This window comes from Stenotrophomonas sp. 63632_Sma (assembly GCF_056482875.1).
In genome coordinates this window covers 3387330-3407967 of sequence record NZ_CM151220.1, presented here as the reverse complement: position 1 = coordinate 3407967, position 20638 = coordinate 3387330, and the positions used below count along the sequence as shown (strand labels likewise).

Sequence of the window (20638 nt, the reverse complement as noted above, 5' to 3'; positions counted from 1 at the left end):
TCAGTGGCACCCATCCAACAGGAGTCGCCATGAGCTTTCCCGAACCGGTCCGCGTACTGCGCACCATCCGTGGCATGCCCACCTCCGACGGTGCCGGCGTGCGCCTGACCCGCGTCATCGGCGGCCCGACGCTGCCCAACCTGGATCCGTTCCTGCTGCTTGATGAGTTCGGTACCGACCGTGCCGAAGACTACATCGCCGGCTTCCCGGAACACCCGCACCGTGGTTTCGAGACCGTCACCTACATGCTCGACGGGCGCATGCGGCATCGCGACAACCATGGCAACGAAGGCCTGCTGACCCCGGGCAGCGTGCAGTGGATGACCGCTGGCCGTGGCCTGGTGCATTCGGAGATGCCCGAGCAGGAAAGCGGGCAGATGCGCGGGTTCCAGCTGTGGGTGAACCTGCCGGCGAAGGAGAAGATGACCGAGCCGAAGTACCAGGAATTCGCACCCGAGCGCATTCCCGTGGTGCACCCGGAGCCGGGCGTGGAGGTGAAGGTGATTGCCGGCAGCGTGGACGGCACCGATGGCCCGATCGTGCAGCCGGCCACCGATCCGCTCTACCTCGACATCACGCTGTCGCCCGACCGGGCCTGGACCTATGCGCTGCCGGAGGGGCACAACGCGTTCGCCTACGTGTTCGAAGGTGCGATGACCGTGGGTGAGCAGGACGCCGCGCGCGACGTTGCACGCCAGGAACTGGCGGTGCTGGGCGGTGGCGAGCAGTTGCACCTCTCGGCCGGCAGCGAAGGTGCGCGGTTGATCCTGGTGGCCGGCCGTCCGCTGCGCGAGCCGGTGATGCGGCATGGCCCGTTCGTGATGAACACGCGGCAGGAACTGATGCAGGCCTTCGTCGATTTCCAGGAAGGCAAGTTCTGAGGGGGGACGCCGGGCCATGCCCGGCGGATGTCCAGCGCATTGGATGCGGCGGGGATGCTGCCAGGCAGTCATCCCCGTCACCTTCAGCGCCCCGCGGCCACGGCCGACGGAGTCAGGCTCATGCCCTGCGCCAGCTGCTGCAGCGAGCCCAGTTCCTGCGCGCTGTCCGGATACAGCGAAATCTGCGCGTAACGCCCTTTGTCGAGCTTGACCACACTGATGCGACGCTCGGCATAGCCCGGCGGCTGCTGGCCACCCAGATCTGGCTGGTACCAGTACAGCGATTCACCGCCGAAGCTGCCCTTTTCCTGGCGCAGCGAGCGGTTCAATGGAAGGTTGGGATCGCGCGCACTGAGCATCAGGCTCAGTACCTCGCGACCATCGCCGGTGCTGGCGCGGCAGACCAGGAAATCGGCCTGTGCCTGCTGTTGCCACTGCAGGCCGCTGCTGGCCGGCAATGAAGGACATTCGGTGGGAGCCTGCGCGGCGGCCTGGGCCACCGCGAACAGCAGGCTCGACAACACTACAGGCGCGAACTTCATGCATCCCCCAAGGTGGTGTGTCGTTGGCTCCGCCGGATGGACCGGCAGCCTTGGCATCCCATCCCCGGATGCCGCCCCGGCCGGCATGTGCACGGACGGTCAACTCAACCTTAACGGAACGTGAGCGATCGCACAAATCGCGGTTACACGCGTAACCATTGCGACCGATGGTCGGCCGCAATGGTCCGCACAGGCCTCAGCGGTCGTTGCCGATCCACTTGTAGATGATGCCGCCGATCGCGCCGCCCAGCAGCGGGGCAACCCAGAACAGCCACAGCTGGCTGACCGCGCCGCTGCCGGCGAAGAAGGCCACCGCCGTGGAACGGGCCGGGTTCACCGAGGTGTTGGTGACCGGGATGCTGATCAGGTGGATCAGGGTCAGTGACAGGCCGATCGCCAGCGGGGCGAACCCGGCCGGTGCCTTGCCGTGGGTGGCGCCCATGATCACGATCAGGAACACGGCGGTCAGCACCACTTCGCACAGGAAGGCCGCGGCCACGCTGTAGCCGCCGGGGGACAGCGCGCCGTAGCCGTTGCTGGCGAATGCACCGGCCTGGCTGCCATCAATGGCGAAGCCGCTGGCGCCCGATGCGATCTGCAGCAGGATGAAGCCGGCCAGCAGGCCGCCGGCGACCTGGGCGATGATGTACGGGATCAGGTCCTTGGTCGGGAAACGACCGCCGGCCCACAGGCCGACACTGACCGCCGGATTGAAGTGCGCGCCGGAGATATGGCCGAACGCATAGGCGCCGGTTACCACGGTCAGGCCGAAGGCCAGCGCAACGCCGAGGAAACCGATACCCAGCGGATTGCCGTCACCGCCGAACTTGGCGGCCAGCACGGCACTGCCACAGCCACCCAGAACCAGCCAGAACGTGCCGAGGAACTCGGCGGACAAGCGTTTACCCATGCTCATGTGTTGCACTCCTTTGACGGTCGAAAGTGTGATTTATGTCACATTTCAATGATCAGCGGGTGACTGTAGTGTCAACGCCGGGTGCAGGGATACACCTTCGGATGTGTGCAACACGCGATGTTCAGTACTGCGGCAGCGGGATGAATTCCTTGTCGTCGCCCGGAATGGTGCCGAAGCGGCCGGCCTCCCAGTCGTGCTTGGCCTGTTCGATACGTTCCTTCGAGCTGGACACGAAGTTCCACCACAGGTGACGCGGGCCATCCAGCGGCTCGCCACCGAACAACATCGCCTTCACCGGCGTCTTTGCGCGCAGGCGGCCACGCGCACCAGCCTCGGGGATCACCAGGTGCTGGGCAGGGATGTCCACGCCATCCAGCTGCGCGTCGCCTTCGAGGATGTACAGCGCGCGCTCGCGGTGGCCGTTGTCGATATCGATTTCCGCATCCGGGTCGAGGTCGATCGCCACGTTGAGCGTATCGGCGAACACCTTCACCGGCGATTCTTCGCCGTAGGCGCGGCCGGCAATGACGCGCAGCCATGCGCCATTGCGGCGCTGCTCGGGCAGGGTGGCAGCGGCGTGGTGGTAGAACGCCGGTTCGATTTCCTCGTGCGACTTCGGCAGCGCGACCCAGGTCTGCATGCCGTGGATCGGGTTGTCGTGATCGCGGTCAGGTTGCGGCGTGCGCTCGGAATGGGCGATGCCGCGGCCGGCGGTCATCCAGTTGACGTCACCGGGACGGATCACCTGGTCCGAACCCAGCGTGTCGCGGTGGCCGATCGCGCCCGACCACAGATAGGTGACGGTGGCCAGGCCGATATGCGGATGCGGGCGCACGTCGATGGCGGTGCCGGGATGCATGAGTGCCGGGCCCATCTGGTCGACGAACACGAACGAGCCGATGCTGCGGGCCTGCAGGGTCGGGACGGCCCGGCGGACTTCGAGGCCGCCGATGTCGTGCACGCGCGGGGCGATGATGGTTGTCATGCGGGCGTTCTCGCTGGCAGGGATCAGGTGATCAGCATCGCATGCAGCTGTGACGGGGACATGCCCCGTATGGGTAACAGGTTGTTCCAGCCAACGGCGCAGCCCCTCGTGGCTGTGGGTTGGTCGCTGAAGGCAGAAGCAAGATCAAAAGCTGCGCTTGGCCGGGCGGGTGGGTGGCGCAGGGGACGCTGCAAGTACGTCCATGTAAGCTCGATCGCCGCATGCTCGTGTGCGCAGGACAGCGCACACGAGCAAGGCGCCATCGAGCCCCCATGGACGGGTTTACGGCGTGTCCTGCCCACCCACACCGCCCCGCCCAACAAACAGAAAAGCCAGAGCCGGCTGTTGCTCCGGCTCTGGCTCTGGCTGTTGATCCAGCGGGTGCCGGGCCGCAGGCCCGGCCGATCAACTCACACCACCGGTTCGCGCAGGGCGGGGTTGTCCCAGCCCGGGCGCGGTGCGAAACGGTCACCATGGCGCTGCTGCAGCGCCTTCAACCGCTCGACGATCGCGTCGGCACCCACCGCGCGGATGTGCTGGATCGGACCACCGCGGAACGGTGCGAAGCCGGTGCCGAAGATCACGCCGGCATCCAGCAGGTCCGCATCGGCCACCACGCCTTCGTGCAGGCAGGCCACCGCTTCGTTCAACAGCGGCAGGATCAGGCGGTCCTCCAGATCGGCCGGGGCCTGGTAATCGCTGGCCACGTCCGGCTTCTTCGGCTTGCCGTTCTCCCAGGTGTAGATGCCCTGGCCATCCTTCTTGCCGCGCTTGTCCGGTTCCACCGTCTGCAGCGCGGCCGGAATCTGCAGGCCCAGGAACGGTGCCAGTTCGCGGCCGACACCGGCGGCTACGTCCAGGCCCACGGTATCGATCAGTTCGATCGGGCCCATCGGCATGCCGAACTTCACCGCCGCCCTGTCGATCACCGGGCCCGGGATGCCTTCGGCGTAGGCAGTGGCGGCTTCCAGCATGTACGGGAACAGCACGCGGTTGACCAGGAAGCCCGGGCTGCCGGCCACCGGCACCGGGAACTTGCCCAGTGCCTTGCAGAACGCGGCCAGGCGACGTTCGGTCTCAGGCGCCATGCCGTCATGATGGATGATTTCCACCAGCGGCATCTGCGCGACCGGGTTGAAGTAGTGCAGGCCAGCGAACTGTGCCGGGCGCTGGATGTGGTCGCGCAGCTCCACCAGCGGAATCGACGAGGTGTTGGTGGTCAGCAGCGCATCCAGCTTCATCTTCGGTTCCAGCGTCTGGTACAGCGCGCGCTTGGCTTCCGGGTTCTCGATGATCGCCTCGATCACCAGATCGGCCTCGGCCACGCCGCTGCCTTCCAGGTCGGCACGCAGGCGCGCGGCCACCGCGGGACGCTTGCTCTCGTCGCGCACCTTCTTGGCGAACAGCGCCTGCGCGCGTTCCATGGCCGGGTCGATGAAGCGCTGCTCGCGGTCCTGCAGGGTCACCTCGAAGCCCTTGTAGGCGGCCCACGCGGCGATATCACCGCCCATCACGCCGGCGCCGACCACGTGCACGTGGCGGATGCCGGAATCACCACCGCCGAGGCCCTTCAGGCGCTCGGTCAGGAAGAAAATGCGGATCAGGTTGCGCGCGGTCGGCGTGCTGGCCAGCTTCACCACGGCACGCCGCTCGGCATCCAGGCGCGCCTGGATCGGCTTGCCGCCGCTGCGCTGCCAGGTGCTGATCAGCGCGTAGGGCGCCGGGTACTGGTCCTTCTTGGCCTTGCGCGCGACCTGCTTGACCATCTGCGGTGCCAGCAGGGTGCGGGCCAGCCAGGTGTTGGTGGCCCAGGCCGTCGCGCGCTGCTTGAACGGGCGGGTGGTGCCGGACAGCGCCAGCGCGACGGCGGTGTCGAGCACCACCGCCGGTGCCACCACCTTGTCGACCAGGCCGATGCCGCGCGCGGCCGAGGCCGACAGGGTGCGGCCGGTCAGCATCATGTCCATCGCCGCCGGTGCGCCGACCAGCTGCGGCAGGCGCGCGCTGCCACCCCAGCCCGGGAAGATGCCCAGCTGGGTCTCCGGCAGGCCGATGCGGGTGCTGCTGTCATTGGAGGCCACGCGGTAGCGGCAGGCCAGCGCCAGCTCGGTACCGCCGCCCAGGCAGTGGCCGTGAATGGCTGCCACGGTCGGGCAGGGCAGCTCAGCCAGCTTCTGGTAGGTGGCCTGGCCGCGACGGATGGCGTCGTTGACGGTGCCGCGGCGGTCGAACTCCTGGAACTCCTTCAGGTCGGCACCGGCAATGAAGCCGGCCTTCTTCAGCGACTGGATCACCACGCCCTTGGGCGGGTCCAGTGCAATGCGCTCGAGCAGGTCGCCCAGTTCCAGCAGCACGTCCTGCGACATGGCGTTGACGCTGCTGTCCTGACGATCCAGGGAGAGAACCACCACGCCGTCGTCGCGGATCTCGGGGTGCCAGTGGCTGAAGCGGAGACCATCGAAGCCTGAGAGCATGGACGTTCCATCCGGTTGTGTATGGAGAAGCGGCTATGATCCAGAGGTTGTTTCCCCCGCGTCAAATCCCAATAGCAGGGGAGTGGCGACCCCGGATCCATGGCCGTGGACCGGGACGCTAACGGAACGGTGGTTAAAAGCTGGTGCGGCGCCAGGTGATCGGCGACTGAACTTTTCCCGGGATTGGCAGTCTCATTGCCCGACGTCGGTTGGGCTGACAGGAGTGCGGCCCCTCATGGCCGATGTTGATACACCTCAGGAGCTGGATCTGGAACTGGTCCGGCGCGTGCAGCACGGCGAGAGCGCCGCGTTCGATGTCCTGGTGCGCAAGTACCAGCATCGCGTGGTGGCCCTGGTCGGTCGCTACATCGCCGACTGGAGCGAATGTCAGGACGTCGCCCAGGACACTTTCATCCGTGCGTACCGCGCGATCGGAAGTTTCCGCGGCGATGCCCAGTTCTCAACCTGGTTGCATCGAATCGCCGTGAATACCGCCAAAAACTACCTGGCTTCACACAATCGACGGCCGCCGACCGATGACATCGACATCGGTGACGCCGAACAGTTCGACAGCGGGACGCGCTTGCGCGACACCGATACGCCCGAACGCGAGTTGATGCGCCAGGAACTGGAACAGACGGTGATGAAGGCCGTCAATGCGCTGCCGGAAGAACTCCGGTTGGCGATCACCCTGCGCGAGGTGGAAGGCCTGAGTTACGAAGATATCGCGCAGAAAATGGGGTGCCCGATCGGCACCGTGCGTTCACGGATCTTCCGGGCGCGCGAGGCGATCGACACCGAACTCCGGCCGCTGTTGGACATCGGCAGCGCCACCCGTGAGAAGAGCCGCGTATGACCAGTAATCCGTTCAACGAATCGCAGAACCACCAATCGCCCGCCGGGCAGCGCCTGGACCAGCGCCATCGCGAACAGCTGTCGGCCCTGGTCGATGGCGAGCTGGGCGCCGATGAAGCGCGCTTCCTGCTGCGCCGGATGGAGCACGACCCCGAGCTGGCCGGCTGCCAGGAACGCTGGCAGCTGCTGGGTGACGTGATGCGCGGGCAGGCCTCGGCGCTGGCGCCGGCCGGCTTCAGCGCGGCCGTGGCCGCCGCCATCGCTGCCGAACCGGCGCCGCAGGCCGAGCCGCGCCGCGAGGTGCGCCGCAGCGGTTGGCGGGCCTGGGGCGGTGGCGCCGCACTGGCCGCCTCGGTGGCGGCGGTGGCGCTGTTCATGGGCGGCGAGAAGCTGAAAGAGGCCACCCCGGGCGAGCCGCTGGCACCGCAGGTGATCGCCAGCCAGGCCGAACTTGCGCCCGCTCCGGCGCCGACGACGCCGGCTCCGGTAACCGAAGCCTCGGTGGATACCGCCGCAATGGCCGTGGCCGGTGTACCGGCAGTGGCCATGGCCGCGGCCAGCCGACGCCAGGACACCCGTCGCGCCAGCGCTACCCGCAGCCAGCAGGCCGCGCGTGCCGCCCAGCGCGAGGACATGCCGCAACGCGCTGTGGCCGCTGCACAGGCGCCGCTGACCCCGACCGTGCCGGCCAACAATGCCAGCCGCAACATGCCGTTCGGTGAGGTTGGTGGCCTGCAGGCGCGACCGTGGCCGCGCTCCAGCCTGGCGCCCGCTGGCGGTGGCGCGCTCAATGCGAGCTTCCCGGCCCACGCCGGGGGCGCCGCGTTCTACCCGTTCGAGCCGCGCCTGCAGGACGACCTGCCGGTGCCGCCGCGCCCGCGCGACTGAGCCGGGCGCTTTCACGCCCCGCCGTCGGCGGGGCCCGTATTCCTCTTTCCATCCGATCCGGAGGTTGCCGTCCGATGACTCCCCGACTCCGCACGCAGGCCATGGGCCTGCTGGCCCTGACCCTGCCGTTGGTGGCCTGCGCGCAGGCCCCGGCTCCGGCCGCCCAGACCCAGGCCGCGCCGGCCGCCGCGCCGCGGGCCCCGGCCCAGCCGCTGGTCACGGGCCTGCCTGACTTCACCAATCTGGTCGAACAGGTCGGGCCTGGCGTGGTCAACGTCGACACCACCATCGTCCGCAACAACCGCCAGGCCTCGCGGGGCCCGATGGGCGGCGACGATGACATGCCGGAGTTCTTCCGCCGCTTCTTCGGCCCGGATTTCCCGATGCCGGGGCAGGGCCCGGGCGGTCCGGACGGTGGCCCCAGCATCAAGGGCCGCGGCATGGGCTCGGGCTTCATCATCTCGCCCGATGGCTATGTGCTGACCAACTACCACGTGGTGGCCGATGCCAGCGAGGTGAAGGTCAAGCTGGGTGACCGCCGTGAGTTCACCGCGAAAGTGGTGGGCAGCGACCAGCAGTACGACGTGGCACTGCTGAAAATCGACGGCAAGAACCTGCCGACCGTGCGGGTTGGCGACTCCAACTCCCTCAAGCCGGGTCAGTGGGTGGTCGCGATCGGTTCGCCGTTCGGCCTCGACCACTCGGTCACTGCCGGCGTGGTCAGCGCCCTCGGCCGCAGCACAGGTGGTCCGGACCAGCGCTACGTGCCCTTCATCCAGACCGACGTGGCGATCAACCAGGGCAACTCCGGTGGCCCGCTGCTGAACACCCGTGGCGAAGTGGTCGGCATCAACTCGCAGATCTTCTCCGCCTCGGGCGGCTACATGGGCATCAGCTTCGCGATCCCCATCGACCTGGCGATGAGCGCGGTCGAGCAGATCAAGAAGACCGGCAAGGTCACCCGTGGCCAGCTCGGCGCGGTGGTGCAGGAAATCGACGGGCTGAAGGCGCAGGCGATGGGCCTGCCGGACAGCCGCGGCGCCCTGGTCAACCAGATCGTGCCGGACTCGGCTGCAGCCCGGGCCGGGGTGAAGATCGGCGATGTGATCCGTTCGGTGAACGGCGCGCCGGTCAACAGCTGGTCCGACCTGCCGCCGCTGATCGGCGCGATGGCACCGGGCAGCCGGGTCACCCTGGGCGTGATCCGTGATGGCAAGCCGCGCGACCTCAGCGCCACCCTGACCGCACTGACCGAAGACGGGCAGGCCGGTTCACGTGGCCCGGCCACCGGCGACAGCGATGCGGCTCCGCAGGCCGGCGCCAATGCCCTGCTGGGGCTGGACGTCAGTGACCTGACCGCACCGCAGCGCAAGCAGCTGGGCCTGGAATCGGGCGAAGGCGTGCGCATCACCGGGGTCAAGGGCCAGGGCGCGCGTGATGCGGGCCTGTCTCCGGGCATGGTGATCCTGCAGGTGGCCAGCACCCAGGTCGGCAGCGTGGACGCGCTGAACCGTGCGCTTTCCAGCTACAAGAAGGGCGACGTGGTGATGCTGCTGGTGCGCACCGGCAGCGGCAACAGCGCGTTCGTCGCGGTCAAGGCCGGCCAGTAAGGCCTGCCGGGGCCGCTTCGGCGGCCCCGCCTTTTCCCCGAAGCCCCGCCCTGGCGGGGCTTCGGCCATTCCGGGCCCGGTCCGATGAGGCCGTTTTCGCGGGCGGGCGCCGGGCATGCGATAATCGACCGTTACCCTGACGACGCCGCGCGCCGCCGCCACCTATGTCTTCTGATTCGATGCGGAACATCCGCAACTTCTCCATCATCGCCCATGTCGACCACGGCAAGTCCACGCTGGCCGACCGCATCATCCAGCTCTGTGGTGGCCTGCAGGCCCGCGAGATGGAAGCGCAGGTGCTCGACTCCAACCCGATCGAGCGCGAGCGTGGCATCACGATCAAGGCGCAGTCAGTGTCGCTGCCGTACCTGGCCAAGGACGGGCAGACCTACCATCTGAACTTCATCGACACCCCCGGCCACGTCGACTTCTCCTATGAAGTCAGCCGCTCGCTGGCCGCCTGCGAAGGCGCGCTGCTGGTGGTCGATGCGGCCCAGGGCGTGGAAGCGCAGTCGGTGGCCAACTGCTACACCGCCGTGGAGCAGGGCCTGGAAGTGGTGCCGGTGATCAACAAGATCGACCTGCCCACCGCCGACATCGAGCGCGCCAAGGCCGAGATCGAGGCCGTGATCGGCATCGACGCCTCCGACGCCGTGCCGGTCAGTGCCAAGACCGGCCTGAACGTGCAGGACGTGCTGGAAGCGATCGTGCATCGCATCCCGCCGCCGAAGCCGCGCGACACCGACAAGCTGCAGGCGCTGATCATCGACTCCTGGTTCGACAACTACCTGGGTGTGGTCTCGCTGGTGCGCGTGATGCAGGGCGAGATCAAGGCAGGTGACAAGCTGCAGGTGATGTCCACCGGCCGCAACCACCAGGTCGACAACGTCGGCGTGTTCACCCCGAAGCGCAAGGTGCTGCCGGCGCTGCGTGCAGGTGAAGTGGGTTGGGTCACCGCCAGCATCAAGGACGTGCACGGTGCGCCGGTCGGCGACACCCTGACCCTGGCCGGCGACCCGGCACCGAAGCCGCTGCCGGGCTTCCAGGAAATGCAGCCGCGCGTGTTCGCCGGTCTGTTCCCGGTCGATGCCGAGGACTACCCGGACCTGCGCGAAGCGCTGGACAAGCTGCGCCTGAACGATGCCGCGCTGCGTTTCGAGCCGGAAAGCTCCGAGGCGATGGGCTTCGGCTTCCGCTGCGGCTTCCTCGGCATGCTGCACATGGAAATCGTGCAGGAGCGCCTGGAGCGCGAATACAACCTGGACCTGATCAGCACCGCGCCGACGGTGGTGTATGAAGTCCTGAAGACCGATGGCTCGATCATCAACATGGACAACCCGGCCAAGCTGCCGCCGGTGAACCAGGTCGAGGAGATCCGCGAGCCGATCATCCGTGCCAACGTGCTCACCCCCGAGGAGTACATCGGCAACATCATCAAGCTGTGCGAAGAGAAGCGCGGCAGCCAGATCGGCATCAACTACCTGGGCAGCCAGGTGCAGATCAGCTACGAGCTGCCGATGGCCGAGGTGGTGCTGGACTTCTTCGACAAGCTGAAGTCGGTCAGCCGTGGCTATGCCTCGCTGGACTACCACTTCGTGCGCTTCGACGCAGGCCCGTTCGTGCGCGTGGACGTACTGATCAACGGTGACAAGGTCGATGCACTGTCGCTGATCGTGCACCGCAGCCATGCCGACCGTCGCGGCCGCGAGCTGTGCGAAAAGATGAAGGACCTGATCCCGCGCCAGATGTTCGACGTGGCCATCCAGGCCGCCGTCGGCTCGCAGATCATCGCCCGTACCACGGTCAAGGCCATGCGCAAGAACGTGCTGGCCAAGTGCTATGGTGGCGACGTTTCGCGCAAGAAGAAGCTTCTGGAAAAGCAGAAGGAAGGCAAGAAGCGCATGAAGCAGGTCGGCCGCGTGGAGATCCCGCAGGAAGCGTTCCTGGCCGTGCTGCAGATGGACAACAAGTAAGCCCGCACCGGCCCTGCGGGGCCGGTCGTCTGGTGACGTTGCAAAGGACCCTGAATGAAACTGTTTGAGATCCTCCTGGTCGTGCTGACCCTGGCCTCGGGCCTGATCCTGCTCGCGGACAAGCTGTACCTCGCCAAGCGTCGCGCCCAGCGCGCGGGTCTGCTCGATTCCGAGCCGGTGCTGGTGGACTACTCACGTGCGTTCTTCCCGGTGCTGGCGATCGTGCTGATCGTGCGCAGCTTCATTGCCGAGCCGTACAAGATCCCGTCCAGCTCGATGATGCCGAACCTGCTGATCGGCGATTTCATCCTGGTCAACAAGTTCTCCTACGGCCTGCGCCTGCCGATCAGCAACACCAAGTTCGTGCCGGTGGGCGAGCCCTCGCGTGGTGACGTGGTGGTGTTCCACTTCCCCGGCCATGGCGAGAACGATCCGGCCAAGGGCGAGAACTTCATCAAGCGCGTGATCGGCGTGCCGGGTGACACCGTGGTCTTCGAAGGCGACGGCGTGATCCTCAACGGCGAGCCGCTGAAGTACGACAACAAGGGCATCTACGCCGGCCACAAGGGCCAGGGCGAGGGCGCCAACCTGCTGGTCGAGCACCTGCCGGGCCGCACCCACACGGTGCTGGAGACCGACTATCCGCGTGGCCAGGGCCAGTGGACCGTGCCGGCCGGCAAGTACCTGGTGATGGGCGACAACCGCGACAACAGCGACGATGGCCGTTTCTGGGGCCTGCTGCCGGAAGAGAACCTGCGTGGCAAGGCGTTCCTGATCTGGCTGAACTGCCAGGGCTGGTTCTGCAAGGATGGCTTCGAGCCGTCGCGGATCGGCTCGAGCATCAACTGAGCGGGCACCAACTGAGTATTTTCACATCCAACGCGTATCTGGGGAGAACGCAATGAAGACGATGAACACGCAGCGTGGCATGACCCTGACCTCGTTCCTGACGGTCCTGATCGTGGTTGGCTTCTTCCTCTACATCGGCATGAAGCTGTTCCCGATGTACCAGGAGTACTACGCGGTGCGCTCGGCGATGAAGAGCCTGGCCAACGAGCCGGGCGTGGGCAGCATGGAGCCGGCGCGCATCCAGGACCTGTTCTTCAAGCGCCTGTACATCAACTATTCGGACAACGTGAAGCCGGCCAACGTGAAGTTCGACCGTCGCGACAATGGCTGGACCCTCAAGGTCAACTACGAAGTGCGCCGTCAGCTGATCGGCAACCTCGATGTGGTTGGCAAATTCGATTCTTCCCAGGACCTGACACGAAGCGGTGCCCAGTAAATTCATCCAACGTGGCGACCTGATCGGTCATGCCTTCAGCGACCCGGCCCTGCTCAAGCAGGCGCTGACGCATCGCAGTGCCGGTGCGCCGCACAACGAGCGCCTGGAGTTCCTCGGCGACAGCATCGTCAACATGATGGCGGCCGAGGCGTTGTACCGACGCTGGCCCAAGGCCGACGAAGGCGCGATGACCCGTGCCCGTGCCGAGCTGGTGCGTGAAGGCGCGCTGGCGGTGATCGGGCGCACCCTGGAACTCGGCGAACGGCTGACCCTGGGCCCGGGCGAAATGAAGTCCGGCGGTCATCGTCGCGACTCGATTCTGGCCGACGCGGTGGAAGCCGTGGTGGCCGCGATCTACCTGGATGCCGGCTTCGAGGCCTGCCGGGCGGTGGTACTGCCCTGGTTCAGCGCTTCGATCGAGGCACTGCCGGCTTCCGGTCGGCCCGAGAAGGACCCCAAGACCCGCCTGCAGGAATGGCTGCAGGCCCGACAGAAGGCGTTGCCGCAGTATGAACTGGTGTCAGAATCCGGTGACGACCATGCCAAACACTTCCGGGTACGCTGCATCGTAGCCGACCCGGCCGCCAGCACCGAGGGCGAAGGCGCCTCGCGGCGGCTTGCCGAACAACAGGCGGCTGCGGCCGTCCTAGAACAACTGGATTCCAAGTGAGCGAACAAACTCCCCATCATTGCGGCAGCGTGGCCGTCATCGGCCGCCCGAACGTGGGCAAGTCGACCCTGACCAATGCCCTGGTCGGCGCCAAGGTCAGCATCGTCTCCAATCGTCCGCAGACCACGCGCCATCGCCTGCTGGGCATCGCCACCTATCCGGAAGGCCAGCTGGTGCTGGTCGACACTCCTGGCCTGCACAAGGTGCAGAAGCGGGCGATGAACCGGGTGATGAACCGCGCCGCGCGCGGTTCGCTGGAAGGCGTCGATGCCGGCCTGCTGGTGATCGAAGCCGGTCGCTGGGACGAGGAAGACAGCCTGGCCTTCAATGTTCTGCGCGACGCCGGTATCCCGGTGGTGCTGGTGGTCAACAAGATCGACCGGCTGAAGGACAAGGGCGCGCTGTTGCCGTTCCTGCAGGAAGTCACGGCCGGCCGCGATTTCTCGTCGGTGCATCCGATCTCGGCGCAGAAGCGCAACGGCCTGGAAGCACTGGTACGCGACGTACTGGCGCTGCTGCCGGAAGCGCCGCCAATGTTCGGCGAAGACGAGATCACCGACCGCAGCCAGCGCTTCCTGGCCGGCGAACTGGTACGTGAACAGCTGATGCGCCAGCTCGGCGAAGAGCTGCCGTATGCCACCACCGTGGAAATCGAGCGCTTCACCGAAGATGGCAACCTGCTGCGCATCGGTGCGGTGATCTGGGTCGAGCGCGAGGGCCAGAAGGCGATCGTGATCGGCAAGGGTGGTACCCGCCTGAAGGAGATCGGGGCCAAGTCCCGCCTGCAGATGGAGCGCCTGTTCGGGGCTAAGGTGTTCCTGGAGACCTGGGTGCGCGTGCGTGAAGGCTGGTCCGACGACGAGGCCGCACTGAAGGCCTTCGGTTACGAGTAAGCCGTTGCAGTCGCTTCGATGATGATCGAGGACGACACCGGCTTCGTGCTGCATGCACGGGCCTATCGCGAGACCAGCCTGCTGGTCGAAGTGCTGAGCGCGCAGCATGGCCGGATCGGCCTGCTCGCGCGTGGCGTATCCACCGCCAAGGGACAGGTGCTGCGCGCGGCCCTGCAGCCGCTACAGTGGATCCGCTTCAGTGCCCAGCAGCGGGGCGAATTGGCCCAGCTGCGGGGTGCCGAGGCACTGGATGCTGCCCCGCGCCTGGTCGGCCAGGCGATGCTGGCCGGCTTCTATCTGAGTGAATTGACCCTGCGCCTGGCCCCGCGCCAGGACCCGCTGCCGGAGTTGTACCTGGCCTACGGCGAGGCACGCGCGCGGCTGGCCGTGGGCGCCGGCCTGGCCTGGACCCTGCGCCGGTTTGAGCGCGAGCTGCTGTCTGCGCTGGGCCTGGGTTTCGATCTGGACAGCGCCAGCGACGGCCAGCCGATCGACCCGGCCGCGCGCTACGAACTGGACCCACAGGAAGGCGCGCAGCGCCTGCTCAGCGAGCGCGGTGGGGAACGCCGGGCGGCCGCGACGGGTTCTGCGCTGCTGGCGCTGGCCGCCGATGAAGAGCCCGATGCCGCCGACCTGGCCAGCCTGCGCCTGCCGATGCGGCGGGTGCTGGCCCATCACCTGGGGCCGCGCGGCCTGAAGTCCTGGGAAATGCTCGAGCAGCTCGCTCCCAGGCGTTGAGGGGGGCGGCAGGGCTTGCAGCCATGCACCTGCCGAATCAACGTCAACGTCAACTGCAAAAGCTGGCTATCCGTGGGATGGCGGGGTGGGTCCGGTTGCGGGGGCCGCTGCAAGTCCCCCTCCGGGGCCCGGCCCAGCCGCTGGCGGCTGTGCGTTCGGGCGCTTGCGAAGCAATGCTTCGCAAGCAAAGCGGCCTCACCCATGTAAGCTCGGTCGCCGCATCCATGCGGCTCACGCCCCCGCAACCGGACCCACCCCGCCTTCGACAGTTTCTCGCGAGCTGTCGGAACGGCACTCTGCTCTGGTGGGTGTCGACCTTGGTCGACACAGTAGAGCCACGCCATGCGTGGATGCGTTTCGATTTCAATTCGAAATATTTGATTCCGATTGAGATTCATCCACGCATGGCGTGGATCTACTGGCCACCGGCCAACTATCGAAGGCGGGGCACTGTGGGTTTGCGGGGTGTGAGCCGCATGGATGCGGCGACCAAGGCTACATGGACGTACTTGCGCCGTCCCCGCAAACCCACAGTGCCCCGCCATCCCACGGAATGCTGCTTTGGCCTTTGACGTTGCCCTGGCTTGAAGGCTTCGGCAGGTGCAGGGCGCAGCCCTGCCGAACAACCCTTAATGCAGCAGGGCAGCTACCGCGTCGCGGAACCCCGCCTGGGCCTGCCCGGACTCCGGCGCATGATGCAACTGGCGCACCGCCCGGCCCAACCGCGCCGCGCCCACGAAGCCACAGCTCGCCTGCAGCCGATGCAACTGGCTGCGCAGCTGGCGCTCGTCATGCTGGTCCACCGCCTGCTCGACCGCATCGCGTACGCCCGGCAGCTCGGCCAGGAACAGCTCGCGCAGCGCGATCAGGTGGTTGCGCTGGCCATTGAGCGCGGCCAGTGCCGCAGTCTCGTCCCAGTCCTGTACCTGCAGCTCGACTGCGGCCGGCGCCTGGGCCATGACGATCCCGGCCGGGCTGTTGACCAGGGCGCGGCGCACCGCCTTCAGCAGCTGGTCGCGGCCCAGCGGCTTGACCAGCGTGTCGCTGAAACCGGCCTCGCGCAGGCGCGCATGGATCGAGGTATCGCCGTCGGCGGTATGCGCCAACGCCGGGGTGTCGGGATGTGAACGGCGCAGTTCGCGCAGCAGCTGCGCGCCATTGCCGTCAGGCAGGTTGACGTCGATCAGCCACAGGTCATGCGCGCCGGGTTCGGCGCTGGCCAGGGCGCTGGCCAATGAATCTGCGGTGTCCACGTCCGCCGGTAACGTTTCCAACGCCGCCTTGAAAAAACCGCGGCTGATGATGTCGTCCTCGACAAGCAGGAAGCGGGGCCGGCTGGCCCGCGGGGTCATCTGCATCAGGGCTGCCTCCATGTCAGCTGTTGCAATCATCAAGCACAGCGGCGGCGGGCGCAAGCGGGTCCGGACCCTGCCGGTCAGGATCTGCGACAATACGCCCCCATTTTTGCCCGCAGCCTGTTGCCACGTGGCCCGATCCCGCTCCCGCATCGACCGTACCCCGTTCCAGACCGAGATCCTCGACCTCAGCCATGATGGTCGCGGTGTCGCCCGCCGTGAAGGCGAGGGCGGCAAGGTCACCTTCGTCAGCGGCGCCCTGCCGGGCGAGGTGGTCATGGCCGAACAGACCGCCCGCAGCCGCCATTTCGACGAAGCGCGTACGGTGGAAGTGCTGCAGGCCTCGCCGCAGCGCGTCACCCCGAAGTGCCCGCACTTCGGCACCTGCGCCGGCTGCGTGCTGCAGCACCTGGACGAAGACCAGCAGATTGTCGCCAAGCAGCGCGTGCTGATGGACAACCTGGAGCGCATCGGCCACGTGAAGCCGGGCACCGTGCTGGCGCCGCTGGTCGGTGAGAGCTGGGGCTACCGGCGCAAGGGTCGCTTCTCGGTGCGCCGGGTCGAAAAGAAGGACAAGACCCTGGTCGGCTTCCGTGAACAGGATCCGCGATTCGTCGCCGACCTCAGCCAGTGCCTGACCGTGATCCCCGAGATCGGCACCAAGGTCGAGGCGCTGTCCACCTTCATCGAATCGCTCGATGGCAAGCGTGACATCCCGCAGATCGAATTCATCGCTGGCGACCAGGCCGTGGTCCTGACCGTGCGCCACCTGCAGCCGCTCAGCGATGCCGACCGCGTGGCCTGGGCCGCCTTCGGCCAGCAGCATGGCTTCGTGATCTACCTGCAGTCCGGTGGCGTGGATACCGTGCAGCCGCTGGACGGGCAGGGCGTGCCGCTGTCGTTCCGTCTGGCGCCGTGGGATGTCGAACTGGCGTTCCGCCCGCTGGACTTCATCCAGGTCAATGCCAAGCTCAACGAGAAGATGATCGCCCACGCCCTGGACCTGCTGGAGCCGGGTGAGGACGAGCGTGTGCTGGACCTGTTCTGCGGCCTGGGCAACTTCACCCTGCCGCTGGCGCGCCGCGTGCGCGAAGTGGTCGGTGTGGAAGGTGATGCTGGCCTCGTCGCGCGGGCCCGTGAGAATGCCGAGCGCAACGGCCTGACCAACGCCCAGTTCTTCAGCGCCGACCTCACCCAGGACCAGCGCAGCACGCCGTGGATGCGCCAGGGCTTCGACAAGCTGCTCTTGGATCCGCCGCGCTCGGGCGCGATCGAAGTGCTGCAGCAGCTGCCGCTGAAGCAGTTCAAGCGCATCGTCTACGTCAGCTGCCACCCGGGTTCGCTGGCACGCGATGCCGGCTATCTGGTCAACGAACAGGGCTTCACCCTGGTCAGTGCCGGTGCCATGGACATGTTCCCGCACACCGCACACGTGGAAAGCATCGCGGTATTCGAGAAGCGCTGATCGGCTGTCATGCCCATCGCGCATAATGGCGCGATGGGCATCGAAATCGAACGCAAATTCCTCGTCAGCAGTGATGGCTGGCGCACCGCCGCGCACCGGGTGATCCCGATGGCGCAGGGCTACATCAACGACATGGGCGCGCTCGATCGCGGCACCCAGAACGCTTCGGTGCGCGTGCGCATCGAAGGCGACCACGCCGCGCTGAACCTGAAGTCGCGAACCATCGGCCACACCCGCCAGGAGTTCGACTACCCGATTCCGGTGGACGATGCGCGCGCACTGCTGGCGCTGTGCGTGGGCGGCCTGATCGACAAGCGCCGCCATCTGGTCGAACACGCCGGCCTGACCTGGGAGGTGGACGAGTTCCTCGGCGACAACGCCGGCCTGGTCGTGGCTGAGGTTGAGCTGGACAGCGCTGACCAGACCATCGACCTGCCGGACTGGGTGGGTGCCGAAGTCACCGATGATGCCCGCTACTACAACGTTGCCCTGGCCAGCCACCCGTATTCAGAGTGGTGAAACCACCCAAAAAGGGGACGGAGGGGATTAAGTCGTCTTTACCCCATCTGTGCGGGAAACGACTTAATCCCCTCCGTCCCCTTTTATCGAGGGTGTCGGCCCCCATGTGGAAAGGATGAGAATCGACATCTACTCCGACGTGGTCTGCCCCTGGTGCTGGATCGGCAAGCATCGTTTCCAGCAGGGCGTGCAGTTGCTGGGCGCCAACGCGCCTGAACTCGATATCCACTGGCAGCCGTTCCAGCTCGACCCGGATGCTGACGCCACCCCGGTGCCGCTGCGCGAGGCCTATGTGCGCAAGTTCGGCGGCGTTGAGCGTACCGAACAGATCCTCGGCCAGACCCAGACCACCGCGCGGGCCGAGGGCCTGCCGATGGACTTCAGCCAGGGCCAGGTGCGGGTGACCACGCTGCCGGCGCACCGGGTGTTGTGGCTGGCAGGCGAGCACGGCGTGCAGGATGCGGTGGGCGAAGCACTGTTCCGCGCCCACTTCGAGCACGGCCAGAACCTGGCGGACCCCTCGGTGCTGATCAAGGCGGGCGCGGCAGGCGGCCTCGACGCGGGTGAAATCGCGCAGATGCTGGCCTCCGACCGCGGCCTGGCCGAGGTCGAAGCCAAGCTGGCGCAGGCTCATGCATTGGGCGTTTCTTCGGTGCCGACCTTCGTCATCGATGGGAAGTGGGCCATTTCCGGGGCGCAGCCCCCCGAGGCCTTCGCCAACGCCCTTCGCCAGATCGCCGCCGAGCAGGGCGCGCCTGCGGCCCCGGCTGACGGCGACGAGGCCTGCGGCCCGGACGGCTGCAAGGTCTGACCGGATCCGAAAAGGGGACGGAGGGAATTAAGACGTATCCAGCCCGTAGGGGCCGATTGCGGCTTAATTCCCTCCGTCCCCTTTTTCTGACCACTGCGCCTGTCGGCCGGTTCTGCGACAATGCGGCACTGCGCCATGCGGGCGCGCGTTGTGGAGATCGACCATGCTGCTGATCGGCGTTGCCGGCACCGAACTGACCGCCCAGGAACGTGACTGGCTGCAGCACGATGCCGTGGCCGGGGTGGTGCTGTTCAAGCGCAACTTCGCCTCGCGCCAGCAGGTGACCGATCTGAGCGCGGCGATCCGCGCTGCCGCGCCACGCCCGCAGCTGATCTGCGTGGACCAGGAAGGCGGCCGCGTGCAGCGTTTCCGTGAGGGTTACAGCGAGTTGCCGCCGCTGCAGGACATCGGGGCGATGTACGCCACCGACCCGCAGCAGGCGCTGGCCCTGGCCGAGCAGCACGCCTGGCTGATGGCCAGCGAAGTGCGCGCCAGCGGCCTGGACCTGAGCTTCGCGCCGGTGGTCGATCTGGGCCGTGGCAACCGCGCCATCGGCAACCGCGCCTTCAGTGAAGATCCGCAGGTGGTGGCCGCGTTCACCGCCGCCTACGTGCGCGGCATGCATGCGGTCGGCATGGCCGCCACGCTCAAGCATTTCCCCGGCCACGGCACCGTGCTGGAAGATACCCACGTGGATACCGCGATCGACCCGCGCGCGCTGGACGAGCTGCGCGCCCAGGATCTGGTCCCGTTCCAGGCCGGCATCGCCGCCGGTGCCGACGCGGTGATGATGGCGCACGTGATCTATCCGCAGGTGGCACCGGAACCGGCCGGCTATTCGCCGCGCTGGATCCAGGACATCCTGCGCGGCGAGCTCGGGTTCCGCGGCGTGGTGTTCTCCGATGACATCGGCATGGCTGCCTCGCACAGTGCCGGCGGCGTGCCGGCGCGCGTGCACGCGCATCTGGATGCCGGCTGCGACGTGGTGCTGGTCTGCCACCCGGAACTGGTCGATGAAGCCCTGCACGCCGTGCAGGGACGCTCCCTCAATACTGCTGCGCTGCTGGGCCTGCTGGGCCGCGGCGCGCTCGGCTGGGACGGCCTGCTGGCCGATGCCCGCCATGGCGACACCCAATCCCGTCTGCTTGAAACCCTTGGAAGAACCGTCTGATGCCCAACCTCACCATTTCCCAGGCCCTGGCCCAGGCTGACCTGCTGGTCGACCGCCCCACCATCGACAAGGCCATCGCTGGTATCGCCGACGCCATCGCGCGCGATTACAAGGGCGAGGTGCCGCTGTTCCTGTCCATCATGCACGGTGCGCTGCCGTTCGCCGGCCAGCTGGCGCTGGAACTGGGCGCGCGCGGCCAGGACGTGCAGTTCGATTACCTGCACGCAACCCGTTACCGCGGTGAAACCACCGGCGGCGACCTGGTCTGGAAGCACAAACCGGCCACCTCGCTGTTCGGCCGCCGCGTGCTGCTGGTCGACGATATCCTCGACGAGGGCTACACCCTGCAGGGCGTGCGCACCTGGTGCCTGGAACAAGGCGCGACCGACGTGCGCATCGCCGCGATGACGGTGAAGAAGCACGACCGCGCGCTGCCGGACGTGACTGCCGACTACGCCGGCATCGAACTGCCGGACCGTTACGTGTTCGGCTTCGGCATGGACGTCAACGAAACCCTGCGCTGCGTGCCGGCCATCTACGCGATGAAGGAATAACGGCGCAGCCGCCCGCGGCGCGTCTTCTTCTGCCGCCGGCATCCTCGGGTGCC

Annotated in this window: 20 protein-coding genes; 15 read left to right on the top strand and 5 right to left on the bottom strand. The window is 67.1% G+C overall.

All coding sequences use genetic code 11. From position 1 onward, the window contains the following. The first annotated feature begins 29 nt into the window (after positions 1-29). Entirely contained in the window at positions 30-881 is an 852-nt protein-coding gene (locus tag ACZK45_RS15890) for a pirin family protein (RefSeq protein WP_478444902.1), read from the top strand. Between the two features lie 83 nt (positions 882-964). Here the strand turns inward: ACZK45_RS15890 and ACZK45_RS15885 are convergent, their stop codons facing one another. From ACZK45_RS15885 to ACZK45_RS15870, 4 genes are all read right to left on the bottom strand, one after another. Then, positions 965-1423: a hypothetical protein gene (locus ACZK45_RS15885; protein WP_032129855.1), complete on the bottom strand. Its 459-nt coding sequence runs from the start codon at positions 1421-1423 to the stop codon at positions 965-967. 196 nt (positions 1424-1619) lie between these two features. Further along, entirely contained in the window at positions 1620-2339 is a 720-nt protein-coding gene (gene aqpZ, locus ACZK45_RS15880; RefSeq protein WP_032129854.1) for an aquaporin Z, read from the bottom strand. Between the two features lie 121 nt (positions 2340-2460). Then, on the bottom strand, positions 2461-3324 hold the full coding sequence (locus ACZK45_RS15875; protein ID WP_032129853.1) for a pirin family protein: 864 nt from the start codon (positions 3322-3324) through the stop codon (positions 2461-2463). A 410-nt stretch (positions 3325-3734) separates the two neighbouring features. Next, positions 3735-5798, bottom strand: a complete 2064-nt coding sequence (locus ACZK45_RS15870; protein WP_049401338.1) for a 3-hydroxyacyl-CoA dehydrogenase NAD-binding domain-containing protein — start codon at positions 5796-5798, stop codon at positions 3735-3737. Positions 5799-6033: 235 nt separating this feature from the next. Here ACZK45_RS15870 and rpoE point away from each other — a divergent pair, with 235 nt between their 5' ends. The 9 genes from rpoE to recO all read left to right on the top strand — a co-directional run bounded on the left by rpoE (position 6034) and on the right by recO (position 14710). Continuing rightward, positions 6034-6654, top strand: coding sequence for an RNA polymerase sigma factor RpoE (rpoE, locus tag ACZK45_RS15865; RefSeq protein ID WP_010482816.1), 621 nt, complete (start codon positions 6034-6036; stop codon positions 6652-6654). Then, positions 6651-7541, top strand: coding sequence for a sigma-E factor negative regulatory protein (locus tag ACZK45_RS15860; RefSeq protein WP_125895916.1), 891 nt, complete (start codon positions 6651-6653; stop codon positions 7539-7541). Before rpoE ends, ACZK45_RS15860 begins: the two co-directional genes overlap by 4 nt. A gap of 74 nt (positions 7542-7615) precedes the next feature. Next, positions 7616-9151 (top strand): DegQ family serine endoprotease, encoded by a 1536-nt coding sequence (locus tag ACZK45_RS15855; RefSeq protein WP_032129850.1) that lies wholly within the window; start codon positions 7616-7618, stop codon positions 9149-9151. 179 nt (positions 9152-9330) lie between these two features. Continuing rightward, on the top strand, positions 9331-11124 hold the full coding sequence (gene lepA / locus ACZK45_RS15850) for a translation elongation factor 4 (protein ID WP_032129849.1): 1794 nt from the start codon (positions 9331-9333) through the stop codon (positions 11122-11124). A gap of 54 nt (positions 11125-11178) precedes the next feature. Continuing rightward, positions 11179-11973, top strand: a complete 795-nt coding sequence (gene lepB / locus ACZK45_RS15845) for a signal peptidase I (protein ID WP_032129848.1) — start codon at positions 11179-11181, stop codon at positions 11971-11973. Between the two features lie 52 nt (positions 11974-12025). Continuing rightward, positions 12026-12409, top strand: a complete 384-nt coding sequence (locus ACZK45_RS15840; protein WP_010482821.1) for a DUF4845 domain-containing protein — start codon at positions 12026-12028, stop codon at positions 12407-12409. After that, complete coding sequence (gene rnc, locus ACZK45_RS15835) at positions 12399-13079, top strand: ribonuclease III (RefSeq protein ID WP_012511808.1); 681 nt, start codon at positions 12399-12401, stop codon at positions 13077-13079. The genes ACZK45_RS15840 and rnc overlap by 11 nt, the downstream gene beginning before the upstream one ends. Continuing rightward, complete coding sequence (gene era, locus ACZK45_RS15830; RefSeq protein WP_006382863.1) at positions 13076-13972, top strand: GTPase Era; 897 nt, start codon at positions 13076-13078, stop codon at positions 13970-13972. The genes rnc and era overlap by 4 nt, the downstream gene beginning before the upstream one ends. Positions 13973-13990: 18 nt before the next feature. Continuing rightward, entirely contained in the window at positions 13991-14710 is a 720-nt protein-coding gene (gene recO, locus ACZK45_RS15825; protein ID WP_032129846.1) for a DNA repair protein RecO, read from the top strand. A 629-nt stretch (positions 14711-15339) separates the two neighbouring features. On the opposite strand, the gene ACZK45_RS15820 is transcribed toward recO, so the two are convergent. Next, complete coding sequence (locus ACZK45_RS15820; RefSeq protein ID WP_032129364.1) at positions 15340-16068, bottom strand: response regulator; 729 nt, start codon at positions 16066-16068, stop codon at positions 15340-15342. A gap of 127 nt (positions 16069-16195) precedes the next feature. Between ACZK45_RS15820 and rlmD the strand changes: the two genes are divergently transcribed. From rlmD to ACZK45_RS15795, 5 genes are all read left to right on the top strand, one after another. Then, positions 16196-17530, top strand: coding sequence for a 23S rRNA (uracil(1939)-C(5))-methyltransferase RlmD (rlmD, locus tag ACZK45_RS15815; RefSeq protein WP_125895832.1), 1335 nt, complete (start codon positions 16196-16198; stop codon positions 17528-17530). Positions 17531-17563: 33 nt separating this feature from the next. Continuing rightward, entirely contained in the window at positions 17564-18049 is a 486-nt protein-coding gene (locus ACZK45_RS15810; RefSeq protein ID WP_071229427.1) for a CYTH domain-containing protein, read from the top strand. A gap of 115 nt (positions 18050-18164) precedes the next feature. Then, positions 18165-18860 (top strand): DsbA family oxidoreductase, encoded by a 696-nt coding sequence (locus ACZK45_RS15805; protein WP_121504611.1) that lies wholly within the window; start codon positions 18165-18167, stop codon positions 18858-18860. Positions 18861-19023: 163 nt separating this feature from the next. Next, positions 19024-20031, top strand: a complete 1008-nt coding sequence (gene nagZ / locus ACZK45_RS15800) for a beta-N-acetylhexosaminidase (protein ID WP_032129343.1) — start codon at positions 19024-19026, stop codon at positions 20029-20031. Next, complete coding sequence (locus tag ACZK45_RS15795) at positions 20031-20585, top strand: hypoxanthine-guanine phosphoribosyltransferase (protein WP_005410592.1); 555 nt, start codon at positions 20031-20033, stop codon at positions 20583-20585. Before nagZ ends, ACZK45_RS15795 begins: the two co-directional genes overlap by 1 nt. Positions 20586-20638: the final 53 nt, after the last annotated feature.

Coding starts and splice junctions, on each gene's coding strand:
- ACZK45_RS15795 (WP_005410592.1), top strand. CDS start 20,031: ATGCCCAACCTCACCATTTCCCAGGCCCTGGCCCAGGCTGACCTGCTG.
- aqpZ (WP_032129854.1), bottom strand. CDS start 2,339: ATGAGCATGGGTAAACGCTTGTCCGCCGAGTTCCTCGGCACGTTCTGG.
- ACZK45_RS15875 (WP_032129853.1), bottom strand. CDS start 3,324: ATGACAACCATCATCGCCCCGCGCGTGCACGACATCGGCGGCCTCGAA.
- ACZK45_RS15860 (WP_125895916.1), top strand. CDS start 6,651: ATGACCAGTAATCCGTTCAACGAATCGCAGAACCACCAATCGCCCGCC.
- lepB (WP_032129848.1), top strand. CDS start 11,179: ATGAAACTGTTTGAGATCCTCCTGGTCGTGCTGACCCTGGCCTCGGGC.
- ACZK45_RS15870 (WP_049401338.1), bottom strand. CDS start 5,798: ATGCTCTCAGGCTTCGATGGTCTCCGCTTCAGCCACTGGCACCCCGAG.
- ACZK45_RS15820 (WP_032129364.1), bottom strand. CDS start 16,068: ATGCAGATGACCCCGCGGGCCAGCCGGCCCCGCTTCCTGCTTGTCGAG.
- ACZK45_RS15885 (WP_032129855.1), bottom strand. CDS start 1,423: ATGAAGTTCGCGCCTGTAGTGTTGTCGAGCCTGCTGTTCGCGGTGGCC.
- ACZK45_RS15855 (WP_032129850.1), top strand. CDS start 7,616: ATGACTCCCCGACTCCGCACGCAGGCCATGGGCCTGCTGGCCCTGACC.
- ACZK45_RS15810 (WP_071229427.1), top strand. CDS start 17,564: ATGGGCATCGAAATCGAACGCAAATTCCTCGTCAGCAGTGATGGCTGG.
- ACZK45_RS15840 (WP_010482821.1), top strand. CDS start 12,026: ATGAAGACGATGAACACGCAGCGTGGCATGACCCTGACCTCGTTCCTG.
- rpoE (WP_010482816.1), top strand. CDS start 6,034: ATGGCCGATGTTGATACACCTCAGGAGCTGGATCTGGAACTGGTCCGG.
- ACZK45_RS15890 (WP_478444902.1), top strand. CDS start 30: ATGAGCTTTCCCGAACCGGTCCGCGTACTGCGCACCATCCGTGGCATG.
- ACZK45_RS15805 (WP_121504611.1), top strand. CDS start 18,165: ATGAGAATCGACATCTACTCCGACGTGGTCTGCCCCTGGTGCTGGATC.
- nagZ (WP_032129343.1), top strand. CDS start 19,024: ATGCTGCTGATCGGCGTTGCCGGCACCGAACTGACCGCCCAGGAACGT.
- recO (WP_032129846.1), top strand. CDS start 13,991: ATGATGATCGAGGACGACACCGGCTTCGTGCTGCATGCACGGGCCTAT.
- lepA (WP_032129849.1), top strand. CDS start 9,331: ATGCGGAACATCCGCAACTTCTCCATCATCGCCCATGTCGACCACGGC.